This window comes from Hyphomicrobium sp. (assembly GCF_019744875.1).
Lineage (GTDB): Bacteria > Pseudomonadota > Alphaproteobacteria > Rhizobiales > Hyphomicrobiaceae > Hyphomicrobium_C.
This window is the reverse complement of the sequence record NZ_JAIETU010000002.1, coordinates 619393-640043: the sequence shown is the minus strand read 5'-3', so window position 1 is coordinate 640043 and position 20651 is coordinate 619393. Positions and strand designations below refer to the sequence as shown.

General features: G+C 64.4%; 11 protein-coding genes and 1 tRNA gene. 10 read left to right on the top strand and 2 right to left on the bottom strand.

Annotation, left to right across the window (positions count from 1 at the left end):
- Positions 1-158 precede the first annotated feature (158 nt).
- From K2Y42_RS03075 to K2Y42_RS03030, 10 genes are all read left to right on the top strand, one after another.
- The gene (locus tag K2Y42_RS03075; RefSeq protein ID WP_291150165.1) at positions 159-653 is read left to right on the top strand and encodes a cold-shock protein; all 495 of its coding nucleotides are present in this window, start codon (positions 159-161) and stop codon (positions 651-653) included.
- An 84-nt stretch (positions 654-737) separates the two neighbouring features.
- Positions 738-1247 (top strand): DUF192 domain-containing protein, encoded by a 510-nt coding sequence (locus K2Y42_RS03070; RefSeq protein WP_291148304.1) that lies wholly within the window; start codon positions 738-740, stop codon positions 1245-1247.
- Positions 1248-1431: 184 nt separating this feature from the next.
- A tRNA-Pro gene (locus tag K2Y42_RS03065) sits at positions 1432-1508 on the top strand.
- A 388-nt stretch (positions 1509-1896) separates the two neighbouring features.
- Positions 1897-2574, top strand: coding sequence for a hypothetical protein (locus K2Y42_RS03060; RefSeq protein ID WP_291148301.1), 678 nt, complete (start codon positions 1897-1899; stop codon positions 2572-2574).
- A complete protein-coding gene (locus K2Y42_RS03055; RefSeq protein ID WP_291148299.1) occupies positions 2528-3670 on the top strand; it encodes an ImmA/IrrE family metallo-endopeptidase in 1143 nt (380 codons plus the stop codon). Before K2Y42_RS03060 ends, K2Y42_RS03055 begins: the two co-directional genes overlap by 47 nt.
- 342 nt (positions 3671-4012) lie before the next feature.
- Complete coding sequence (locus K2Y42_RS03050; RefSeq protein WP_291148297.1) at positions 4013-5449, top strand: amidohydrolase family protein; 1437 nt, start codon at positions 4013-4015, stop codon at positions 5447-5449.
- Between the two features lie 403 nt (positions 5450-5852).
- Positions 5853-12392 carry a VCBS domain-containing protein gene (locus tag K2Y42_RS03045; RefSeq protein ID WP_291148295.1) on the top strand — a complete coding sequence of 2180 codons (6540 nt, stop codon included), beginning with the start codon at positions 5853-5855 and terminating at the stop codon, positions 12390-12392.
- A 259-nt stretch (positions 12393-12651) separates the two neighbouring features.
- Positions 12652-13671 (top strand): hypothetical protein, encoded by a 1020-nt coding sequence (locus K2Y42_RS03040; RefSeq protein WP_291148292.1) that lies wholly within the window; start codon positions 12652-12654, stop codon positions 13669-13671.
- 287 nt (positions 13672-13958) lie between these two features.
- On the top strand, positions 13959-15716 hold the full coding sequence (locus tag K2Y42_RS03035) for a type I secretion system permease/ATPase (protein ID WP_291148290.1): 1758 nt from the start codon (positions 13959-13961) through the stop codon (positions 15714-15716).
- 11 nt (positions 15717-15727) lie between these two features.
- A complete protein-coding gene (locus tag K2Y42_RS03030; protein WP_291148288.1) occupies positions 15728-17089 on the top strand; it encodes an HlyD family type I secretion periplasmic adaptor subunit in 1362 nt (453 codons plus the stop codon).
- A gap of 43 nt (positions 17090-17132) precedes the next feature.
- Here K2Y42_RS03030 and K2Y42_RS03025 read toward each other — a convergent pair whose 3' ends face one another.
- Both K2Y42_RS03025 and K2Y42_RS03020 read right to left on the bottom strand, forming a co-directional pair.
- The gene (locus K2Y42_RS03025) at positions 17133-18002 is read right to left on the bottom strand and encodes a transglutaminase family protein (RefSeq protein WP_291148285.1); all 870 of its coding nucleotides are present in this window, start codon (positions 18000-18002) and stop codon (positions 17133-17135) included.
- Entirely contained in the window at positions 17999-20563 is a 2565-nt protein-coding gene (locus tag K2Y42_RS03020) for a circularly permuted type 2 ATP-grasp protein (protein WP_291148283.1), read from the bottom strand. Before K2Y42_RS03020 ends, K2Y42_RS03025 begins: the two co-directional genes overlap by 4 nt.
- Positions 20564-20651 lie beyond the last annotated feature (88 nt).

The following is a 20651-nucleotide window of genomic DNA, read 5'->3' as shown; positions in this document are numbered from 1 at the left end:
GAGAGACGCATGAGTTGTTCAACGTAGACCAAGTAAGGCGGGGTACTATTATGGGGGATTCTAAGCTACCTCCGGAGTTTCCGGGCGGCAGTGCATTGGAAGCGGGCGAACTGGAACGCCTCGAAGCAGGCGGCCTGGAAGTAATCGAGATCGCCGGCATGATTAAGTGGTTTGATGTTGCCAAGGGATACGGCTTCATCGTGCCCGACAACGGCCTCGCCGACGTGCTTTTGCATGTGACGTGCTTGAGGGCTGGGGGCTATCAGACCGCTTATGAGGGTGCACGCATCCACTGCCAGGTCCTGCGCCGCCCGAAAGGCATGCAGGCTTTCAACATCCTCTCCATGGACGAATCGACGGCCATCCACCCGTCGCTCCTTCCTCAGCGGACGCACGTTCATGTGCAACCAGAGAGCGATTGGGAGCGGGTGATCGTGAAGTGGTTCAACAGGGTCCGGGGCTTCGGCTTCCTGACCAAGGGTGAGGGCACCCCGGACATCTTCGTCCATATGGAAACCCTCCGCCGCTTCGGCTTCACCGAGCTTCGCCCGGGCCAGACCGTTCACGTCCGCTGGGGCATGGGCTCCAAGGGCTGCATGGCGGCCGAGCTGAAGCCGGATGGCTCGACGACCGGTCTCACGTCGTCGCACTGACGGTGTCGGCACTTCAAGGACGCCTCGAAACACCTTAGGTTTGCAAAAACTGCACGCCTTTCGTGCCTCAAGCGCCGGTGCCGCATGACAGAAACACGCTATGGAAGAGGGGCTGCGTTCGGCGCGGCCCTTCTTGCCGTTTTGACGCCGGGTCTCGCTGCGGGCGAGCCTCCGAAGCACGCCGATAGCAAAGTCGCCGCCGCCAAGCTCACGACCGAGCGGCTCGACGTCGTCTCGGCGACCGGCACCCACACCTTCGACGTTGAAATCGCGACCACCGCGCAGCAGCAGGCGCTGGGACTGATGTTCCGCACCAGCCTTGCGGCCGACAAGGGCATGCTGTTCCACAACGGCAAGGAACGCGAAATCACGATGTGGATGAAGAACACCTACATTCCCCTCGACATGGTGTTCATCCGCGCCGACGGCACTGTGCATCGGATCGCGGCCCGCACGGAGCCGTTTTCGGAGCGGATGATCTCGTCGGAAGGCCTCGTCAGCGGCGTTCTCGAGATTGCCGGCGGTCGCGCCGAGCAGTTGGGCCTGAAGCCCGGCGATAAGGTGCGCCACCGCCTGTTTGGCGCCACGCCGTAGCTCGGGACGAGGCGCTCGGGAACACGAGATCGGGCAGCAGGAATCGAGGCAAGTTGCCTCAAGCGCGACACGGCTTGCGGTCTAAGCTTGACCCTGACCGCGCGACGCGGCACATGGTGCGGACGATGCTGCTTTGAATTTCCGATGGTGAGCCGGCCAGGCGCCATCACCGCAGACATTGAGACGGGGCATAGCTCAGCCTGGTAGAGCGCCTGCTTTGGGAGCAGGAAGTCGGGAGTTCGAGTCTCTCTGCCCCGACCATAAATTCAATGGCTTAACCTCGTTCAGCCGTTTCATTCTGAGTTTCGGCCGGGTCGTCATTCTGAGTTAAATTTTTACGGCGCGGGCGGCGGAAGCTAACGTCATGATTAATCTGCGCTAATGCGCTTGTCGAGCGCCTGCCATTTATCGCCGTTCAATGGCACTCCGTGATCGCTACCGCCCGAAACCGCAGTCGACTACCGTTGACGACGAAACATCCTTCGTTCAAGATCTTTGCTCGTCGTAGCGTCTGACCCTGTGTGGCACCTCAGGCTGATGCAAAAAATATTCACTCGCGCGGATATTTTCTGAATAAAATTTGAATGCCCCCTTGCGCCCATCGCGCGACTCGGGCGAATTTGCCTTCAGGCCGGACCTGGAGGTTGCCATGACCCGTACAGAGATTCTGACAGCTCTGAGAGAACGGTTGGGTGCCGGCATTTGGCAGCTCGCCGCTGAACTCGAGAAGACCCTCAAGGGTCTCCACTCCGTTGAACACTTCGATCTCACCAGTCCGGCCGCCGTCGGCGCCGCGATCCATTCGGCCATCCCGCAAGCGGCGATGGCATCAAAACTCGAAGAGTGCGGCCTGAAGGCCGTCCGAGTTGAAGAAGGGCCAGCCTACAAGATCGTAGGCACTATCGAGCTTGGCGGCTTGGAGCGCGAAGTAAATTTGGAGCTTCACTATGCCGGGCCGAAGGGGGGCGTTCGAAAACCGCAGCATCAATTTGTCGATATCGAGGACGAGGCCGCACCGTCGCTGCCCGGCTTCGAAGGCTTGGCGCCGAAGCAAATTTTGATGTTCCTCGGCTATTGCCTCGCAAAATCTCGCGTTAGCATTGACAAGCTGTTTCTTGCTTATGCGGACAAAGTGGACCGGCAAAAAGTTGCCATCCCCCGTCCCGCCCTCGTCATTCCGGAGCCAAAAATTGAGGGCGCTGACGCGCTCTTCGACCGGGCAACTAAGGTCCGGGGCACGGAGATCAAGGTGAAAAAGGCTCGCAAGGGAACGGAAAAAGATGCTGGATCGCAAGTTAAACGGGGAGATGGTTCGTCTGGCGCGTAATCGCCGACGCATGACCCAGACCGATCTCGCCGCAGCGTCCGGAGTGCCGCAGACGGCGATTTCCAGAACTGAGAATGACGCAAGCGGAGAGCTAGGGCTTGAACAGCTGAAGTCTATTGCCCGTTGCCTTCAGTTTCCAGTGGCGTTTTTCTACGAACAGGACACGGTTTACCGACAACCCATAAGCTTGCATCCAGCGGCGTTTCGCAAACGAGCATCCGTATCGGCAAGAGATGAAAGCGCCGTGATTGCTTTAGGTAATCACTACGTTCTGCAGCTGAGACGTTTGCTCGATGCTGTGGATCTCAATCCGGAATTTGAAACGCCGAAGTTCGAGATTGTAAAAACTCGATCAGGTGCGGCTGAGTTCGCCCGCGCGATCTCGACCGCGCGCGACGCTGCTATCGCTGTCCGTGCAGGTTGGCAACTAGGCGATGGGCCGATCGCTGATCTAACCAGCTACGTCGAAGCAAGCGGCATAATGGTGATCAAGGCAGATTTTGGTGCGGCCGATGTCGACGGTTTCACTCTCCGTCCGGTTGGGATGGACCCGGTGATATTTCTCAATCAGAACCGCCCTGCCGACCGAATGCGCTTCAGCCTGGCACATGAGTTCGGCCACGCCGTGCTCCACGCTTTCCCAGACGAAGCTATGGAAAAAGAGGCCAATGAATTCGCATCTGAACTGCTGATGCCGCGCAACGGAATTCTACCCGATTTGAGACGAGGCCTCTCCATCCCTGCTCTGGGCAAACTTAAATTAAAGTGGCGTGTTTCAATTGCATCGCTGATCTACCGTGCATCCTCGGTCGATTTAATAGAGGGCGAGTCAGCGAGGCGACTGTGGATTGATTTCGGCCCTTATCGCACTCGGGAACCCGTTGAGTTCGATATCGCGCCAGAGCAACCTCGACTTGCCGCAGACTTAATACGGGCCCATACGCAAGATTTAGGGTTTACGATTGTGGACATTGCAAACGCGGTGACGACGTTCCCTAACGAATTCGCGCAGATGCACGGTCTTGTACCAACAGGGCCTCGCGTTCCCGAAAAGCCAAAACTTCGCTTGGTTCCGAACTTCAAGCGACAGGCTTAATGCGGCTTGATGTTACTGGGACGCGGGAGAGCGTTGAGCCAACTTTTGGCTCGAGCGCATTCTTACTAGCCGCTAAGCCTCTGTTTGATAACACCGCGAACGTCACGTGAATCCTCAGAACGCGCGTTGGGAGCAGGAAGTCGGGAGTTCGAGTCTCTCTGCCCCGACCATTTTTCTTCAGCTTGTTAATATTGAATCCATTCCGGGCACCGCGCATTGCGGAGATGGCGCGCGCATCGTTCGCGCAAATGGCCAGCACCTGCCCACCCCAGGCGCCGCTTTCCGCCCCTTCAAGACTGAGATACGCTGCTTTGCTATCGATCGCCGACGAGGAGGATCGCCATGCACACGTCTTCTCTCGCGCCGTTGCTGGACGCCACCTCGCCGAGGACAAAGCGCTCGGCGGCCGGCGCCCGCGCCATTGTAGCGGGCGCAGCGGCGCTCGCTTGCATCGCGGCACTGGATCCAATTCCCGATGCTCGGGCCCAGGGGGCAGCGCCCGTCCCGGCGAACGGCGCCGTCACGGTGTTCGAGAACGTTCGGGTCTTCGACGGCAAAAGCGCGGCGCTCTCGCAGCCCTCCAATGTGCTGATCCGCGGCAACGTCATCGAGCGCGTGTCGACTGAGCCGATCCCGGTGGATCGCCGGGCTGATACACGCATCATCGCCGGCGGCGGGCGCACGTTGATGCCGGGCCTCATCGATGCGCATTGGCACGCGGCGCTGATCCGCGTGACGCCGATGCAGGCGTTCGGTGATGTCACCTACACAAGCCTCCTGGCTGGCGCCGAGGCGACCGACACCCTCATGCGCGGCTTCACCACCGTTCGCGACGTGGGCGGGCCGGTGTTCGGCCTCAAGCGCGCGATCGACGAGGGCGTCGTCAAGGGCCCGCGCATCTATCCGTCCGGCGCCGTCATCACCGTCACGAGCGGCCACGGAGATTTCCGCGATCTCACCGACCTGCCGCGCCAGATCGGCGGCAAGCTCACCCGCATGGAGCAACTTGGCGGCAGCATGGTTGCGGACAGCCCCGATGAAGTGCGCCTGCGCACCCGCGAGCAGCTCATGCAGGGCGCCTCCCAGGTCAAGCTGACGGCGGGCGGAGGTGTGTCATCGCCGTTCAGCCCGATCGACGTCACGACCTTCACCGAGGCCGAGCTTCGCGCAGCCGTCGAAGCGGCCGAGAACTGGGGCACCTACGTCACCGTGCACGCGTTTACGCCGGCGGCGATACAGCGGGCCATCGCGGTTGGCGTGAGGTGCATCGAGCACGGCATGCTGATGGACGACGCCACCGCGAGGCTGATTGCCGACAAGGGCATCTGGCTCAGCATGCAGCCGCTGCCCGAGGACTTGCGGCTCGGATTTCCGGAGGGTTCGATACAGCGCGCCAAGGCGGATGAAGTCTGGCCCGGCATCGGCAAAACCTACGAGCTGGCGAAGAAGTACAAGATCAAGACGGCGTGGGGCACAGACGTGCTGTTCTCGGCGGCGCTCGCGAAGCAGCAGGGAGCCATCCTCGCCTCGCTGACCCGCTGGTACACACCGGCCGAAGCTCTGGTCATGGCGACATCGACCAACGCCGAGCTGCTGGCGCTGTCCGGCAAGCGCAATCCCTATCCGGGAAAGCTCGGCGTCGTGGAGCAGGGAGCGCTCGCGGACGTGCTGCTCGTCGACGGCAATCCCCTGGACAACATCAACCTGATTGCCGACCCGGCCAACTTCAAAATCATCATGAAGGACGGCACGATCTACAAGAACACGCTGGCCGAGTGAGCCGCCGGTTGCAGCCATAGCCGTGGATCGGCGCGCGCCACGTGCGCAGTGTTGGTTCGAGAAACGACGTGTTTCGGGCAATCGAAGGCGCAGCGCGTTCGAAAGCGCCGGACGCATAAAAATATGCCTAATTTTTAGAAATTGCGTTTTTGCGCGGGCGCCCGGAAACGTCCGTGCGCGAATGCTCGTCAAATCATGGTCTTAGCTGGGGTAGCAGCTAAGTGACGGATATAGCGTAAAAATATATGTTTAATGGTAAATACCTACGGGATTTCCGTTTCAAAAGTGGCCGGTATATGCGTGCTCCAATAAGGAGCGGACTTATACGTTTTTTTTAGAACCTGCGCCCCCTGGGTCTCCCGCTCCAGACCCGCCTCGCGCAGATGGTCGTTTGGAGTTTAGCGTGTCCAAGAAAAAGGTCGTTAACGTCAAGATTCTGACGTTCGCTCAGATGTGCGCAAAGATCGCCCCGACGTTCGTGGGCCCCCAGTCAGCCTCCGTCACCGAGCTTCCAGATAACCATCCGAACGAGCTCAAGTTCGAGCACGCACGCTCCGGAACGTTGAAGTTCACCGACACGGCCGGTGACACGCATTCCGCCACCGTGGTCCCGAAGGCCGGCGGCTATCTCGGCACCTTCAGCGCCAGCGTGAACCAGAACACGGACGCGGTGAACTGGACGTTCAAAGTCAAGGACGGCGCCATCGATCATCTGGCCGTCGGCCAGACGCTGACGCAGACCTACACGATCCTGCTCAAGGACTACGCGGGTAACACCACGTCGACGACGGTCACGATCCAGATCGTGGGCACCAACGACGCGCCGATCATCACCTCCAAGGCGCAGTCCGGCGCGGTCGCTGAAGTCGCCGACGGCAAGCCCGGCGAGAACACCGTCACGCATTCGCAGTCCGGCCTGATCACGTTCTCGGACGTCGACAAAATCGATACTCACAATGCGACGATCAAGCCGCTCGGCAACAACTACCTCGGCACGCTGACCCTCGGCGCAGTGAACCAGGCAACGGACTCGCTTGGCTGGAACTTCCAGGTCAACGATGCGCTTTTGGATTCGCTCGGCCCGAAAGACACGCTGACCCAGAAGTATCTGGTGACGATCGACGACAAGCACGGCGGCACGGCCACCACCATCATCACCATCACGATCAAGGGCGCCGATGACGGCGTCACGATCAAGGGTCTCGACGTTGCGGGCGGCGAAGTCGTCGTCGACGAGCAGAACCTTTCGGATGGATCGGCGCCGAACGCGGGCCTCCTGACCAAGACGGGCACGTTCACGGTCTCGGCGCCCGATGGTCTTGCGAGCATCGTGATCGGCGCGACCACGATTCCGCTCAACGGCACGCAGGTCAGTGTACCCACGCCCACCGGCAACAGCCTTCTTGTGCGCTACGTCGCAGGCGTCGTGACCTACACCTACACGCTGCTCGACAACGAGCAGCATGCCGCCGGTCAGGGCGAGAACATCCTGGGCGAGAGTTTCGTCGTAACCGTAAAGGACAAGGACGGCAGCACGGCCACCGGATCGCTCGACGTCAAGATCGTCGACGACATCCCGACCGTCTCGATTGCCGGAACGTCGAACACGGTCGCGGAAGACGGCACCGTCAACGGCGCCTGGACGCAGACCATCGGCGCCGACCAGAACGGCGCATCGACCGTGGTCGTTATCGGTGCCAACACCTACGCGCTCGGCTCACCCATCGCCGTCACGGGCGGTACGCTCACGGTGAATGCCAACGGCACCTGGTCGTTCGCTGCCGGCCACAACGTCAACAATGCCGATGCCACGCCGGATGTCGTCAACTTCGCGATCCGCGTGAGGGACGGCGACGGCGACATCGCGACCGACACGCACACGATCACCATTACCGACGGCAAGGGGCCGAGCATTTCTGGCCAGCCGCTCTCGCTGACAGTCGACGACCAGAATCTGGCCAACGGCAGCACGCCCGCCGGCGCTGACTTCGCTCAAGGCGCCGTCTCGTTCACGGCCGGCTCGGACGACATCACGTCGTTCGCGTTCGCCAATGACGTGTCGGGCCTTGTTGGCGGCCTCACGTGGGTGCGCGTCAACGGCACCCTGATCGAAGGCCGCGACGGCGGAACGCTGATCGTCTCCCTGACCCTCACGCCGCCGGCTTCCATTGCCGCGGGCGCCACGGGCAGCGCCACCGTGACCGTGACCCTGCATGACAACTACGACAGCCACCCGGGCATCGATGCCGATGATCTCGTCGGCCTCGGCTCCGTTGGCGTCGTCGCGACCGACATCGACGGCACCACCGCCACCAACACCGTCAACCTCTCGGTGTCGGACGACGTTCCGGCGGCGCGGAGCGATAGCGATGCCGTGACGGCGGCTGCGATCCAGGTGTTGAGCTTCGACGACGTTCCGCTTTCCGAGGGCGGCGAGCAGCCGATTCCCTTCAACTACGGCGGCTTCACCTGGACGCAGACCGGCATCCACAATCCGCAGCCGGGATCCACCTACATTCCGACCAGCGGCGACAACCTCGCATTCTTCGCCGAGGCGCGTCCCCCCGAGCATCCGGACTATCCGGCCCCGCAGGGCTCGCCGATCGGCATTTCCGGCGGCGTGTTCAGCTTCCTCGGCGCATCGTTCGTTGCGCGTAACGGCAACATGAACGTCACCGCCACGGGCTATCCCGCCGGCGGCGGCGCGCCGGTGACGTACACGTTCCTGGTGCTGCAGGGCGTGGCCCAGTTCGTCGATTTCTCGGCGATCCCCGGGTTCGCGAACCTGACGAAGATCGAATTCCACGGGCCCGACTACTTCGGCTTCGACGACTTCACGACGCGTGGCGTGGCGCCTGCTGCGACGGGCAACGTCGTCACCGCGGTCGACGGCGGCCTCGGCTCGGATACGAACGGAACGGATGGCGTTGCAGACGGGCTCGGCGCCGACGGCTTCGGCTCGATCTCCTGGACGGGTGCGGTCGGCAACACGGTGGCCGGCGCCTACGGGACGCTGACGGTCGACGCGAACGGCAACTACGCGTATGCGGTGAACAGCGACAACGCGAGCGTCGCTGCGCTGAACAAGAACCAGTCGCTGACCGAGACGTTCACCTACACCATCGTTGACGGCGACGGCGATCACTCTACCGCGACACTCACGATCACGGTCAACGGCGCCGACGATCCGGTCGTGCTCTCGTTCCTCAATGTCGAGGGCGGCGAGATCGTTCTCGACGAAAGCAACCTCGCCGACGGGTCGAACCCGAATGCCGGCCTGCTGCAGCAGTCGGGCGTGTTCGGCATCGCAGCCGGAGACGGCGTTGCGAGCGTGACGATCGCTGGCACCACCATTCCCCTCGACGGCACGACGGCGACGATCACGACGCCGCTCGGTAACACGCTGCAGGCGACCTACAACGCCGCGACGGGCACGGTTTCGTACACCTACATCCTGATCGACAACGACAACCATCTGCCGGGCGGCGGCAGGAACGCGGCCAGCGAGCAGTTTGCCGTCGTCGTGGTCGACACGGATGGAACGACCGCAACGGGCGTTCTGAACGCCAGCGTCATCGATGACGTCCCGACCGCGAGCAACGAGGCGTCGCAGAACGTCGCGGAAGGCGCGACGATCACGGGCGCGCTCGACTTCGTGGCGGGTGCGGACGGCGCAACCGTCACGCACATCAACGGCACGGCGCTGGTGTTCAACCCGGCCGATGCCAACTACTCGCAGGCGATCGATCTCGGCTCCGGCGTGATCAAGGTGAAGGCCGACGGCAGCTACTCCTTCACCGCGAACAGCGCCACGACGAGCCCCGTTGCGCCGATCCAGGCGACCTACACCGTCACCGATGGCGACGGCGACACGGCGACGGCCAACATCAGCCTGCAGGTGACGGACGCCAATGTCCCGACCGGCGGCACGGCGGCAGCGTTCGTCGATGACGACGCGCTCCCGGGCGGCAACCCGGCCAGCACGATCGGCGACCTCGCGGTGCCGAACACCGACGGCGACAACTACGAAGCAAACTTCTCGGGCACCCTCGGCGGCAGCGTCGGCCTCGACCAGCCCGGCACGTTCAGCTTCGCAGCCCTTGGCGGCACGTCGGGCACTGTGGGCACGGAAACCGTCAACTACACCTGGAACGCCGCCAACAATACGCTGACGGCGACGGGCCCGCGCGGTCCGCTGTTCAACGTCCAGATCACCGACCCCTCCACGGGCGCCTACACGGTGAACCTGATCGACAACGTTCTTCACAGCCCCGGGGAGAACGAGAACGATGCGATTGTCACTCTCGCTTATGTCATCCGCGACGCGGACGGCTCGACCGCGCCCGGCACGCTCACCATCACCTTCGACGACGATGCGCCGACCGCGAACGCCGGCCCGACCCTGACGATCTCCGAAAACGACGGCATGGTCACGGGCATCAACCTCTTCACCAATGACGCCGAAGGGGCCGACACCGCACGTGTCACGCATGTCACCTTCGGCTCGACGACGTATGTCGTGGATCCGGCGCTCGGCGTCACGGTCGTGACGACGAACGGCACGTACAAGTTCACGGCCAGCGGCAACTGGACGTTCGATCCGGTGCCGAATCCGAGCAACGCCAACCAGAACGAGAGCTTCACCTATCGCATCACGGATGCCGACGGCGACACCTCGGAAGCGGTGCAGAACATCGTCATCACCAATGCCAACACGCAACCGACGGCCGGTACGGCTGCGGCCGTCGTTGACGACGAAGACCTTGCCAACGGCATCGCCGGCGGCACGGGCGACGCCACCGGCCAGGCCACCACGGCCACCGGCGTTCTGCCGCATGACTTCGGCGGCGACGGAAAGGCGGCTGTGGACCCGGTCAGCTTCTCGAGCATGCACGGGACCACGGGAACCGTTGGTACGGAAGCGGTGACGTACGCCTGGAACGGCGCGACCAACACGCTGACCGCCACGTCGGCGCGCGGCCCCGTCTTCACCGTCCAGGTGGACGGCGGCGCCGAGACCGGTGCGGGCGCCTACGCCTTCACGCTGCTCAAGCCGGTGCTGCACGCGACGGGCAACGCGGAGAACGACGCCGTCGTCAATCTCACCTACACGGTCCGGGATTCGAACGGCGACGCCACGAACGGCACGCTCTCCATCACCATCGACGACGATACCCCTGTCGCCAACGCTCGGATCAAGACCATCAACGAAGCGGCGTCGAACAACAGCAACGTCATGCTGCTGCTCGACGTGTCCGGCAGCATGGACGATCCGTCGGGATTGACGGGCCTGACGCGCCTCGATGTCCTCAAGGCCTCCGTGGTCGAGCTGCTGGAGCAGTACGACAACATGGGGGACGTCAAGGTGCGCATCGTGACGTTCTCATCGAACGCCGATGCCGTCGGCGCGGTTTGGATGTCGGTCGCCGAAGCGAAAGCCGCGGTGCTCTCGCTCACGGCGGGTGGCTCGACCAACTACGATGACACGCTGAGCGATGCCGTGACGGCTTTCAGCTCCAGCGGAAGCATCGCTGGTGCGCAGAACGTCGCCTACTTCGTATCCGACGGCGAGCCGAACCAGCCCGCGGGTAGCGCTGGCATCAGCCCAACCGAGCAGGCTGTCTGGGAGAACTTCCTGAGCACCAACAAGGTCGTCTCGTACGCCCTCGGCGCGGGAAGCGGCGTGACGGCAAGCGCGCTCGAGCCGGTCGCATTCAACGGCGCAAGTGGGCAGCAGATGCCCGCGATCGTCGTGACCGATATGTCCCAGCTCACCGCGACGCTGGTCGGAACGGTCAACGCCGTGACGACGAACGGCAATCTCCTGACGGATGCAACGGCTGGCGGCTTCGGCGCCGACGGCGGCTACATCAATCAGATTTCGATCAACGGCCAGAGCTTCAACTACAACCCCGCAACGGATCAGGTGACGACGGCGGGCGGCACGCAGCAGTTCACTTTCGTGCAGGCCACCAACGTGCTCACGATCACCACTGCGATCGGCGCGTCGTTCGTCGTCGACCTCGACGACGGCACGTACTCGTACACCGGCCCGGCGTCGATCAACACGAACCTGAGCGAGATCATCGGCTATCAGCTGATCGACAACGACGGCGACACAGCGTCGAACACGCTGACCGTCAACATCGTCAATGGCGATCGCGCACCGATCGTCCGCGACGACAAGGTGATCACGAACATGTCCGGTTCGGCGATCGTCATTCCCGAGTACGCGTTGCTCTACAACGACAGCGATCCGGACGGCCAGGTGATCGCCGTGACGGGCTCTGCTGCGGATATCAGCAGCGCAAACTCCGTCCCGCGCGCGTCGGGCAACTTCACGTTCAACGACAACAACTCGAACGGTGGATCGTTCACGTACACTGGTTCCACCAGCGGACCCGCAGCCTCGGACACGGGCTCGGTCTCGGTTGAGCGCACGAGCAGTTCGACGTTGAACGGCGCCGGCCTGGCGGAGATCCTGATCGGCGGCAACTCCGGTTCGACGATCAACGGCGACGCGGGCCACGACGTTCTGATCGGCGGCACGGGCAACGACCGTCTCGTCGGCGGCACGGGCAACGACCTGCTGCACGGCGGCGCCGGCAACGACACCTTCGTGTTCAACACGGCGCTCAACGCGGTGACAAACGTCGACACTATCCGGGATTTCGACGCCGACGCTGCGGGCGGCCAGGATCGCATCGAGCTTTCGCAGGCGATCTTCGGTGGCATCGGCGGAACGCTGAGCGCCTCGGAGTTCGCGGTCACCACCGATGGACTGGCCACGACTGCCGCGCAACGCATCATCTACAACAGCACCACGGGCACCCTGACCTATGATGCTGATGGATCGGGTGCGGGCGCCGGAATTCACTTCGCCGTCGTCAAGCTCACGAGCGGCGCGGGAACGTTCGATGCCGGCGATTTCATCATGAGCTGACCCGGCGAAACACGTCTGGAGTAAGCGTGGGGCCTGCGGGCCGCACGTTCGTTTCGGGGCGGCGATGGGCGTCCTCGGCGCCGCCACCGCTGCGTCCATTCTCTTGCCTGTGGCGAATCAGTATCCGCCCCGTCGCAAAAGATGCCCGAATCGCGCATTGCTGGGGATGACTGGCGAACTGTATGCGCAGCGCCGGGGGGATAGCGCGTATAGATGCATGCGCGACCGCATCGGCGGTTCTAATTTTTTTGGGGGCTACATGACGACGTTCCGCGGGTCGACGGGAGTCATCGCAGCGGCGGCGCTCTGCCTGTTTTCACACGCGTCTTACGCCGATATGGGCAAGTCCCCGGCGGGCCCCAATGGCATCGTTCTCTCCTTCGAGGGCGGCTACCTCTATCAGGACGGCCCCGACGTGACGGGCCACGGCATCAGCGACGTCGTCGTCGCCTCGCCATCTGATCCTGTGACCGACATTCTCGTCTCGCCCGACAGCGGCTACTTCGTCGGCGGCCTCATCGGGTTCGATACCGGCAAGCCGTTCCTTTTTGGTTTCCACCGCGTCGAGCTCGGTCTGCTCTACGGCAGGACGGACGACAGCGCGCATAACGTCGTGTCCTCGGGCGGCGACATCGTGCTCAGCACCGTCGACGGCTCCGTGCTCGGCACGGGCGGCGCAACGGCCTCCACGAGCATCGAGCGCAAGACCTGGGAAGGCGCGCTGCGGTTCGAGGATGACGACGTCGTGAACGAGACGACCACGGTGACCTGGGTGCTGGCGCCGTTCATTCGCGGTTTCGACGAAGACACGCGGACCGCGATCACCACGTCTGTGCCGTGCTGCGAGTTCGGCCGGACCGCGAGCGTGGATGCGACGCTTTACGGCATCTTCGTTGCGGCCGAGCCCGAGAAGTGGCTGTCGCCCAACCTCGCGCTCGTCGGCCGCATTGGCGCGGGCGTCTATGGCTACGATGCGGACGGCAAGTTCCGGTCGGCCGGCACCGCCGCCACCACGGGCGATTTCGACGCCACCGTAACCGACGGTGACTCCGGCGCCGGTTTCCGCGGCCTGCTCGGCATCGGGCTCAAGCTGAAGGTCGCCCCGTCGACGCTTCTCGAAGGCTTCGCTGAAGCCGATTACTTCTCCAACGTGCCGACGGCGCATCTGACCAGCAACAGCCCCGCGGGCGGCTACGTTTCGCACGTGCAGGACGACGACCTGTGGGAGCTGCGCACGGGCGTGCGCCTCACGCTCGGCTTCGGGCCCGGCTCGAACTGACGAAACGCTGCAGCCCGAATTTGCGGGCAATCGCTAGGCGCTGGGCCGCCCAAGCGCGGTCGGCGCTTCGGGCAAGTGACACTCCGCTAACCACATCTCTTCATGCATTCTTTACGCTGTTCCGCCTCGGCCGGGGTGGCTCGCCCGTGTGAATTGGGCGTGGTCCGGCTCGTGCAAGTGACCGTCTCAGAGCGGGCTTCGAGAACCGAAGCCGCGATGTTTGTATCGGTCGCGAGGACTACGGCGTGTCAGCCTCCAGCGTTAAAGCGGCGATTGGAAAATCGCGAATGGCCTTCCTCGGAGTGGGCCTATTCTCCGGCATTATCAATATCTTGGTTCTGACCGGCTCCATGTACATGCTGCAGGTCTACGATCGCGTCCTGCCCTCGCGAAGCGTCGGCACGCTGATCGGCATCACCATTGTGCTGGTTTTGCTCTATGCCGCCTTCGGCGCGCTCGATTTTGCCCGAACCCGCACCCTCAGCCGCATTGGTATCGGAATAGACCGCCAGTTGCGGGCCCGTGTCATGGAGGCTGTCCTGCTTGTGCCAATCCGGGGCAAGCAGACCATGGACGCGCTGCAGCCGGTCCGCGACCTCGACCAGATCCGCTCGTTCCTGTCCGGGCTCGGGCCGACCGCGCTGTTCGACCTGCCGTGGCTCCCGATCTACATCGGCCTGATCTACCTCCTTCATCCCATGCTGGGCCTATTTGCGATCGGCGCGGCGGCCCTGCTCGTGGCGCTCACCATTCTGACCGAGTTCAAGACGAAGCGCCCGGCCAAGGAGGCGACGAAGAGCATCTCCCAGCGTCACGCCTTCACGGAGGCCGCCCGGCGCAACGCCGAGGTCGTCCAGGCCATGGGGCTCGGCGGCCGGCTGGTTGCGCGCTGGGAGAAGGTCAACGAGCGCTACCTCGTCGACCAGGTTGCGATGGCCGACGCCGCAGGCGGCATCGGCGCCGTCTCCAAGGTTCTGCGCCTCCTGTTCCAGTCTGGAATTCTCGGCCTCGGTGCCTACCTCGCCATCAAGGGTGAGTTGTCGGCGGGCTCTTTGATCGCCGGCTCCATCATCCTCTCGCGTGCCCTCGCGCCGATCGAAATCGCCATCGCGAACTGGAAAGGCTTCGTGGGCATGCGCCAGAGCATCGGCCGCCTCGACACGCTGCTGAAGGCGCTGCCGGATCGCGAGATCACGACCGCGCTTCCGCGCCCGTCGCGCAGGCTCGAGGTAAAGGACCTCTCCGTTGCCCCTCCCGGTGAAACGCTTCCCATCGTGTCCAATGTCTCGTTCGCGCTCGAAGCCGGCGACGGCGTCGGCGTCATCGGCCCGAGCGCGGCAGGAAAATCGACGTTGATCCGCGCGCTCGTCGGCGCCTGGGCCCCGCTTCCGCGCGGCGGCAGCGTGCGTCTCGACGGCGCGACCCTCGACCAGTGGGCGCCCGAGGCGATCGGCCGGGATATTGGCTATCTGCCGCAGGCCGTCGATCTGTTCGACGGCACGGTGGCCGAGAACATCTCACGTCTCGATCCGCAGGCGACGAGCGAAGCCGTCGTCGCGGCCGCCACGCTTGCGGGCATCCATGACATGATCGTCCACCTGCCGCAGGGCTATGAGACGCGCGTCGGCGATGCCGGCATGATGCTCTCGGCCGGCCAGAGACAGCGCCTCGGTCTCGCGCGCGCTCTCTACGGCGATCCGTTCCTGGTCGTGCTGGACGAGCCGAATTCCAATCTCGACACGCAGGGTGACATTGCGCTGACCAGCGCCATCCGCTCCGTGCGCGACCGGAAGGGGATCGTCATCGTGGTTGCGCATCGCCCGTCCGCGCTTGCCGGACTCGACAAGGTGCTGGCGCTCGGCAGAGGACAGGTTCAGGCGTTCGGCCCGCGCGACGAAGTTCTGAAAGCCGTCTTGCAGAGCGTGCCCGTTGAACCCGTGTCGCCGCCGCCGCTGCCCGCTTTTGCAGCTCCCGCGGCCGCAGCGGCCATGCGTGCTCTCGCGCCCAGTTTGAAGGTTGTGGCCGACAACGCGTCGGCAGTTTGAGGCAAACGAACATGCAGAAATCTCTCCCGCCTCCGGCCAATCCGGCCAAGCAGCCGTCGCCGTTCACCGAGGCGCGCGCCTACATCACGTTCGGCATCGTCGTCATCGTGACGTTGCTCGGCAGCCTGGCCGTCTGGGCGGCGACCGTCGATCTCGCAGGCGCCGTCATGGCGGCCGGTAACGTCGTTGTCGACAGCAGCGTCAAGAAGGTGCAGCACCCGACGGGCGGCATCGTCGGCGATATTTATGTCAAGGAAGGCCAGCACGTCGCAGCAGGCGATGTGCTCGTCCGTCTCGACGAAACCGTGACCCGTGCCAACCTGCAGATGGTGACGAAGCAGCTCGACGAGATCGCCGTGCGTCAGGCGCGCCTCAAGGCCGAGCAGGACGACCGGACCGAGATCGCCTTTCCCGCAGACATTCTCGCGCGCCGCGACGATCCGGTTCTCGCGCAGATCATGGCCAGCGAAACGGCGCTGTTCGAAAACCGCAAGACCGCCCGGCAGAACGTGAAGTCTCAGCTTCGCGAGCGCATTGCCCAGTTGCGCGAGGAAATCGACGGGCTGACGGCCCAGCACGTGGCGCGCGGGCAGGAAATCAGTTTTGCCAAGGCCGAACTGGCCGGGCTCGAACAGCTTGAAGGCAAGAGCCTCGTCAGCACGCCGCGCATGACGGCCGCCCGCCGCACCGTGTCCCAGCTTGAAGGCGACTTCGCCCAGGTGTCGTCGGCCATCGCCCAGGCCAAGGGCAAGATTTCGGAAACCGGTCTCCAGATCCTGCAGCTTGACCAGGATCTCAAGACCGAAGTCGGCAAGGAGCTGCGCGACCAGCAGGGCCGCGAGGCGGAGCTGACCGAGCGCCGCGTTGCTGCGTCCGATCAGTTGAAGCGCATCGAGCTGCGCGCCCCGCAGAGCGGCACGGTCCATCAGCTCAATGTGCACACCGTCGGCGGCGTGATCACGCCGAGCGAGCCGGTGATGATGATCGTGCCCGACGCCGATCGCCTGGTGATCGACGCCAAGGTCGCGCCGCAGGATATCGATCAGGTCCGCGTCGGACAGCTCGCCCACATCCGCTTCTCAGCCTTCAACCAGCGCACCACGCCGGACGTGACGGCAACGGTGACGCGGGTTTCCGCCGACCTGATGATGGAGCAGCCTCGCGCCGGTGGCGATCCCGCGCTGGCGGGCGGCGTCGCCTACTACAGCATCCGCCTCGCGCTGACGGACGAAGGCCAGCAGAAGCTCGGCAACCTGAAGCTCGTGGCCGGCATGCCTGCGGAAGTCCACGTGACGACCGGCGAGCGCACGGCGTTCACGTACTTCACGAAGCCGCTCTCCGATCAGTTCGCCCGCTCGTTCCGGGAGCGCTAGACGACGCGCGTCGCGTTCGGAGGATCAGGCCTGCGATCGGAGATCAGACCGGGGCCACGTCCACGCCGACCGTGACGTCGTGGTCGCCGCCGCCGAGCAAGAGCCCGCTGATGGGGCTCACGTCGTCGTAGTCGCGCCCGCAGGCTACCGTCACATGCTCGTCGGTGACGGCAATGCCGTTGGTCGGATCGAGATCGACCCAGCCCGTCTCGGGCGCCCACACCGAAATCCACGCGTGAGAGGCATCCGCTCCCTGCAAGCGTGGCATGCCCTCCGGCGGGCGGGTCAGGATGTAGCCGCTGACGTAGCGCGCGGGGATGCGCATTGCGCGCAGGCAGGCAAGGGCGAAATGGGCGAAGTCCTGGCACACGCCGCGGCGATGGCGGAAAACCTCCAGCACCGGCGTCGAGAGATCGGTCGCCGTGGGATCGAAGATGAACTCGCGATAGATGCGCAGCGTGAGATCCATCGCGCCTGCGAGCACGGGCGTCTCGGGTGCGAACGAAAGCGCGGCGTAGTCTGCGATGTCGAGCGACGCCGTCGTCAGCCGTGAGCCGCAACGATACGGAACTACGTCGAGCGGGATGGCGCCGTTGCGGCCGAGCGCTTCGTCCAGCCGGTCCCACGCGCTCGATGCGGCGAAATCCGTCTTCGGCGGCGCGATCGTTTCCACCGTGCTGCGCGCGTGCAGCACCAGCTCCTTGTGGGGTAGCTCGATATCGAGAATGGCCATTGCGTTGCCGAACGCATCGATGCCGTCGTAGCGCCCCGCGGGCGCCGGCTCGATCAGCAGGCTATGGTTGAGGATGGTTTGCCGCTCGCTGGCACGCGGCGAAAGATGGATGAGGTGCTGCGATTGAACCACCGGCGAGGTGTAGCGATAGAAGGTCCGGTGGCTCACGCTGAGCTTCATGGCGCAGCCTCGCTGCGCGTCTGCAGCCGGTGCGGCGTGTCTTCGGTCAGGTTGAAGTAATGCCGCGTGATCGCATCGGATAGCTCGGGCAGAAGCTGGATCTGCTCGATCAGCAGCCGTTCGAGCGTTGCCCCGTCTGCGTCTTCGGCCATGCGCTCCACGTCCGCGAGACGGATCGAGGTCAGCAGCGCCAGAGCGATGCGCCGGTCCTCCGTCAGGCTCGCGCCCTGCGTGCTCTCGGGCAGCGTCTCGAGCTGGCGCGAGAACGCGGCAAGCTGGTAGCCGAGGCTGCGCGGATTGCTTTCGTCGAGCAGCAGGAGGTCGAGCACTAGCGGCATCACGGGGCTCAGGCGATAGCGCGAACGGTAGGTAATGAAGCTGTCGGCCAGTTCCAGCAGCAGCATGAGGCTGTTCTGCTCGTCCTCGGCGTCCGGCACCGGCACGAAAAGCGCCAGCATCGCCTCGCTGAGATTGTACGCGCGCTCGAGCCGGCGGCCCATGTCGATGAACGACCAGCCGAAGTTGCGCGTCATGTTCTCGTGCATGAGGCCGTTGAAGGCGGAGATGGAGGCCAGGCCTTCGTCCAGGAGATCGAGCACGGCGCCCGGCGTGGCGGACGCAAGCGAGGTTGACCAGGAATCGCCCGGCCGGAACCGACCGAGCGCCTGGAACGCTTCGAGCGACAGGCGATCGCGCGCCAGATGCGCGACCTTGTAGAGCCGCTGCAGCGTGCGTTCGAGCGTGCGCGACGAGCGGCCCCCGCGCAGCACGCGATGGCACAGCCCGTCGAAGTCGAGCTTGCCGAGCGCGGTCCGGTCGCCCGCGTCGGCGTCCTTGTCCGTCAACAGCACCTCGAGGCACCGGCGCGCGCTTTCGAGGCCCGTGTGCGGCCCGCTGTCTTCCGCCACGCGACGGAGCGCGCTGCGCAGCACGCGCATGGTCCAGTCCGCGCGCTCGGCGTATCGGCCGAGCCAGAACAGGTCGTCGGCGACGCGGCTTTGGATGACGCGCTGCGTGCGGCTGACGCGCGCGGACTCAATGGGCGGACGCCACAGGCTGACGTGATAGCCCTGCGCCGCGTCCGACAGAACCCAGACGTCGCGCGTGTGTCCGTCGGGCGCCGACAGAGCGACCGCGCGGCTCGGGTCGACGGTCATGGCGAGCCCGCCCGGCATCGCCACGTAGCCGTCCTGCGAACGCGCAACGAAGAAGCGCACCGCGAACGGCTTCGGCGCGAGCGCCCCGTTCGCGAATACGGGCGCGGTGCTGAAGCTGGTCTTCTCCTCGGCGACGAGCCGCGCACCGGCCAGTTCGATTTCGCGACGGAGCGCCATGCGCTCGGCGTCTGACATGGCGTGCGTGTCGCGGCCCAGTGCAGCCTGGCCCGGACGCCCGGTGCCTTCCTGCGCCTTGCGGATGACGAGATCGTCGACGTGCTCGGCCGCATGGCGGCGCGCGGCCGGATCGCCGAGCCACCAGCGCTGGGCGTCGTGCAGCATCAGCTCTTCGCCGAGCAGCGTCTTGGCAAGCTGCGGCAGATACGGGCCCAGGCCGCGGTTCTGCACCATCGCCGACCCGATCGGATTGACGACGAGGTTGGGTGTCAGCCGGCAGGCGCGCACGAGGCCGGACGGCGCGTCATAGCCGCTGGGATCGAGTTCGAGCGGATCGCTCGCATGCCCGTCCACGCAGCGCACGAGCAGATCGATCTCCTGCAGCCCTTCGAGCGTCTTGAGAAAAACCTGCCCGCCCCGCGTGCGCAGATCCGCGCCCTCGACCAGCAGGTAGCCGAGATAGCGTGCGATGTAGGCGTGCGAGAAGTAGTCCTCGTGATGGGCGCCCGGCGTGAGCAGCGCGATGCGCGCGTTGTCGCGTCCGCTGTGCTGCGTGAGCGCGCTCTGGACGGTCTGGAAGTAGGAGGCCAGCCGCACGGCGTTGTTGGCGTTGAAGATGTCGCCCGCCACATGCGTGTGAACCATCCGGTTGGCGAGCGCGAAGCCGACGCCCGCCAGCGTTTCCGCGTGGCTGTCGATTGCGCGCCATTGCCCGTCTGCGTCGCGCGCGAGGTCGGCCGCATAGAAGCGCAATCCACCGGCGCGCGGCAGCACGCCGCGGAGTGCGTGCAGGTAGGCGCTGTCGGAAAACACCAGATCCGGCGGCAGGTGGCCCTCGCGGAGCAGGTTCTGCTCGCCGTAGAGGTCGTTGAGCACGCGGTCGAACAGCCGCGCGCGCTGCACGAGCGCCTGGTCGAGCCACCGCCACTCCGCCGCCGAGAAGACGATCGGCACAAGATCGAGCTGCCACTTCTGCGCGCTTTGAGTTGGATCGGCGAAAATGTCGTAGGCGATGCCGGTCTCGCGCACGCGCCGGTCGAGGCGCGCGGCCATCGCCTTGCGGTCCGCGTCCGTCAGCGCGTTGAGCTCGTTGAGAAGCGGCAGCCAGTGCCTGCGCGGTGTGCCGTCGCGGCCGAGCAGCTCGTCATAGCTGGCCGTCTGCGAAGACGTGTAGGCATCCAGCAGATCGGACCTGGTGAGCTGGCTGGTCATCGCAGCGGTCGTCATCGTATCGGCGTCCGTCTCCGAGTTCTCAGCCTGTCGTCGGATTGCGTCGCAAGCCTCAGTTCTGGCATGCAGAATCAGCCTGCATATT

Bases quoted from the DNA above. Each gene is read 5' to 3' on its own strand.
- K2Y42_RS03075 (WP_291150165.1), top strand. From the start codon at position 159: ATGATTAAGTGGTTTGATGTTGCCAAGGGATACGGCTTCATCGTGCCC.
- K2Y42_RS03070 (WP_291148304.1), top strand. From the start codon at position 738: ATGACAGAAACACGCTATGGAAGAGGGGCTGCGTTCGGCGCGGCCCTT.
- K2Y42_RS03060 (WP_291148301.1), top strand. From the start codon at position 1,897: ATGACCCGTACAGAGATTCTGACAGCTCTGAGAGAACGGTTGGGTGCC.
- K2Y42_RS03055 (WP_291148299.1), top strand. From the start codon at position 2,528: ATGCTGGATCGCAAGTTAAACGGGGAGATGGTTCGTCTGGCGCGTAAT.
- K2Y42_RS03050 (WP_291148297.1), top strand. From the start codon at position 4,013: ATGCACACGTCTTCTCTCGCGCCGTTGCTGGACGCCACCTCGCCGAGG.
- K2Y42_RS03040 (WP_291148292.1), top strand. From the start codon at position 12,652: ATGACGACGTTCCGCGGGTCGACGGGAGTCATCGCAGCGGCGGCGCTC.
- K2Y42_RS03035 (WP_291148290.1), top strand. From the start codon at position 13,959: ATGGCCTTCCTCGGAGTGGGCCTATTCTCCGGCATTATCAATATCTTG.
- K2Y42_RS03030 (WP_291148288.1), top strand. From the start codon at position 15,728: ATGCAGAAATCTCTCCCGCCTCCGGCCAATCCGGCCAAGCAGCCGTCG.
- K2Y42_RS03025 (WP_291148285.1), bottom strand. From the start codon at position 18,002: ATGAAGCTCAGCGTGAGCCACCGGACCTTCTATCGCTACACCTCGCCG.
- K2Y42_RS03020 (WP_291148283.1), bottom strand. From the start codon at position 20,563: ATGACGACCGCTGCGATGACCAGCCAGCTCACCAGGTCCGATCTGCTG.